This is a genomic window from Lysobacter sp. 22409, assembly GCF_052045105.1.
GTDB classification, from domain to species: Bacteria; Pseudomonadota; Gammaproteobacteria; order Xanthomonadales; family Xanthomonadaceae; genus Lysobacter; species Lysobacter antibioticus_B.
Map to the genome: position 1 here is coordinate 1 of NZ_JBQEOE010000103.1, position 3,131 is coordinate 3,131.

The window sequence follows — 3,131 nt, forward strand, 5'->3', positions numbered from 1 at the left end:
TCGTTCAACTCGGCTTCCACGCCGACGTCGACGGTCGCCATCAGGCCCAGCTCGTGGTTCGGAAACGCTTGCGGTTGCGTGCCGGAGCCGATCGGCACCACCAGCAAGGCGTTGTCCTTCTCGCCCAGGGTGTCCTGCAGGCCGAGCGTCGCCCACGGGCGGATGCGTGCGCCGCCGGCCGTCTCGAAACGCTTCTCGGCACGCACCGCGGCGCGCACCGTGCCCAGCAGGTCGTCGTCCATCACCAGTTGCTTGCCGCTCGCATCGCGCTGGTCCTGCCACTGCATCGCACTGGCGCTCAGGTTCACTTGCGGTTCGACGGTCCAGCCGTTGCTCAAGTGAAAGCGATGGCCGAGCTGCGCGCTTGCGGTCAGGCTGTTGCCGCCGATCTCTTCCTTGAAGCCATCGGCGACGGTGATGTCAGCTTCCGGCAATTGGCCGACCAAGGTCATGTCGAGGTAGGTGCCATTCTTCCAACTGACGCTGCCGTACATGCCGACCATCGGCGTATCGACGCGCACGTTGGCTTCGCCGATGCCTTGCAGGTCGGTCGAGTTGGTGCCGCTGGCCCAGTAGTTGCCGTGCTGGAACGCGACGAACAAGCCGCCGCGCAGGGTGCGGGTCTCGCGATCCTGTAACTGCGCATCGACGCCGACGTACAAGCCGAGTGTGTCGCCGCTGAAAGCGAAGCCAGGGTTGGCGCCCATCTCCAGTTCGCTGCCGGTGGCAGCCACCCAGAAACCGTGGCAGTCCCCTTCCAGCGACCAATAGGCGCGTTCCATTTCGTCTTCGTGCGAACCGCAGCGCGGGGTGTCGCCGCGCACACCGGCCATGCGTTCGAACAGCAGGCGGTTATTCTCCTGGATCAGCGCGGCGCCGATGCTCGGCAGCACGGCGTAGCCGCCGATTTCCGGCAGGATGTCGCTGGCTTCGGTGTTGAGATACCAGCCATCGCCCTGGCGGTCGAAGGTCCATGGAAACACGCTGCCGTTCAAGCGCACCACGCCGTCGCTCGCGCCGGCGGAAATGAAGCTGCCTGCGGTCGTTGCGTTGTCGTTCGGCGCCGAAATCACCCGGATCGAGGCCGGCTGTTGCGGGGTCTCGCTGCCGTCGCCGAGGAAGGTCACCGCGGTGCTGCCGATGACGTCGCCGCCGATGTCCAAACCGCCCGAGCTCTGATTGCCCGGCGATACCGTCAGCGCCAGCGCGCCGCCACCGGTGTAGTTGCCGCTGATGCCGAAGCGGGCGCTGCCGACCCGGATGAAACCCGAGTTGGACAAATTGCCGGTGAGGCTGGCGCCGCTCATGCCGATCAGTTCCGAGGTGCCGTCGATCGACAGCAAGCCGCCGGCCAAGTTCAGCGGCGCGGTCAAGGTCAGGTGAGTGCCGGTGAGCAGGTCGACGCGCTCCCAGTTCACTAGCGGGCTCACATCGCTCTGGTCCAGGGTCATGCCGTGGAAGTTCACCCGATCCTCGCCGCCGGCGCCGCCGTCGAAGCGGACCAGGCCGCTCAAGTCGCCGCCGCGGAAATCGGCGCTGTCGTTGCCGGCGCCGAATTCGAAGTTGCCGATCACCGTGCCCGACGACGCGAAGCTGTCGTTGCCGGCGGTGCCGCTGTAGAGGCCGGTGGCCTTCAGGGTCGCGCCGGCGGCGACCGTAGTGTTCTGCGCGGACACGCTGCCGCTGGCGGTGACTTCGAGCAGGCCACCGATCACCTCGACGTCGATGAACTGCGAAGGCCCGTTGATCTGCAACGCACCGGCACCGGACTTAGCCAGCGATTCGAAGCCCAGCATGCTGCCCAGCGGCACGTTGAAGCCGCCTCCGATATTTGCCTCGAGCGTGTCGTTGCCGAGGCCGCCTTCGACCGTGCCGATCGCTGCGGTGGTTTCGTGGACGATGAAGCGGTCGTCGCCGGCACCGAGCGCGAACGTGCCGCTGCCGGTGTCGAGCGTGCCGGCCAGGTCGAATGCATCGTCGCCGTCGCCGAGGTCGCCGGAAGCGAGCAAGCTCGCGCCAGCGGCCACTTCGACCGTGTTGACGCCGGCGCTGCCGGTCAACACGGTCTGGCCCGCGGCCATGCCTTGCACGCGGCCGTCGATCGCGAGCGTGGTGCCGTCGGCCATCGCCAAGGTCGGCGTTTGCAGGGTTCCGGCCACGCTCAGAATGCCGCCGTTGAGCGTGGTGCCGCCGCTGAAGCTCTGGATGCCGGTCAGCGTGACTTCGCCGGCGTTGTCCTTCTGCAGGAACTCGAAGTTGATCGTGTTGCCGGCATCGAAGCTGAAGGCGTTGGCGTTGTCGAGCACCACCGTGTCGCCGCTGCCGTGTCCGCCGCCGCTGATGACCGCGTTGAGCGCGGCGCCGTCGCCGAGGGTCAGCACGTCTTCGCCGCCGCACAGGTCGATGCTGCCGCTGCCGGACACGGTGCCCGACACGCTCATCGTGTCGTTGGCGGCGCCGCAACCGAAGCTGCCGTCGACGTTCAAGGTCGCGCCGGCTCCGACCACCGTGGCCAGTGTGCTGCCTGCGGTCGCCACCACGCTGCCGGCCGGGCCGATATTCAAGGTACCGCCGAGCACGCTGACCTCCTGCAAGTCGGTTGCGCTCGGGCCGATGATGTTGAGCGTGCCGGTGCCGGTCTTGGTCACGCCTTCGAAGTTGACCAACGCACCCAGGTCTGCGGTCAGATCGATGTCGTAGACGCGCGTATCCAGGCCGGCGCCGCCGTCGATGGTGCCGAGCACCGTGGTGCCGTCGTGGACGACGAAGCTGTCGTCGCCGTCGCCCAGTGCGAAGGTGCCGCCCAAGGTGTCCAGCGTGCCGACCACGTCGAGCACGTCCTCGCCGGCGCCGAGATTGCCGTTGGCCAAAGCCGAACCGTTGATAGTCACCGTGTTGACGCCGACGCTGCCGGTGATCGCGGCGGCGATGCCCGCCCCTGCGTCCAGACTGCCGTCGACGGTCAACGTGGTGTCGTCGTTCATCGCCACGGTCGGCGTGCTCAGCGCGCCGGCGACCGCGAGCTCGCCGCCGTTGAGGGTGGTGCCGCCGCTGAAGCTTTGGGTGCCGGTCAGGGTCGCGATGCCTGCGTTGTCCTTCTGCAGAAATTCGAAGTTGACCGTATTGCCGGC

1 protein-coding gene is annotated in these 3,131 nt (G+C 67.4%); it reads right to left on the minus strand.

What is annotated here, in order from left to right; all coding sequences use genetic code 11:
* The coding region (locus tag ACTJJK_RS23140) for an autotransporter domain-containing protein (RefSeq protein WP_440731362.1) at window positions 1-3,131 on the minus strand (3,131 nt) is incomplete at both ends.